At 40.9% G+C, this 347-nt stretch carries 1 protein-coding gene; it reads right to left on the bottom strand.

The window, feature by feature from the left end:
• Positions 1–122: 122 nt before the first annotated feature.
• Positions 123–347 (bottom strand): IS3 family transposase (locus tag MMY95_RS15720; protein WP_148038027.1); only part of this gene is annotated, 225 nt, incomplete at its 5' end.

Below are 347 nucleotides of genomic sequence, written 5' to 3'. Positions count from 1 at the left end.
TGGATTGAAGTCAATATTTGAGACAGATTTTAAGAGACATTCAGAACCGCGTTTACCTTCCACAGCTCAAATAAATCATTAATCGCGATTAATAACTTATTTGAACCCTGGAAAGCATTAAATCAGGCGGCCATTTGGCTCGTAAGTGTTGCAATTTCAACTTGTAAGGGGGTCTGGTAGCCCAGTGAACTATGAATTCTCTTCCTATTGTAGAAAGCATGCACATATTCAAAAAGGACGGCAGCGGCAGTTTCATAATCTTCAAAGACCGGCACTGGATAAACACATTCCTTTTTGAGGGAAGCGTGAAAGGATTCCATTGGCGCATTATCATACGGACAACCCTT

Origin of the sequence: Lactiplantibacillus sp. ME-2 (assembly GCF_022549155.1) — a bacterium.
Lineage (GTDB): Bacteria > Bacillota > Bacilli > Lactobacillales > Lactobacillaceae > Lactiplantibacillus > Lactiplantibacillus plantarum.
This window is presented reverse-complemented; position numbering and strand designations above follow the sequence as displayed.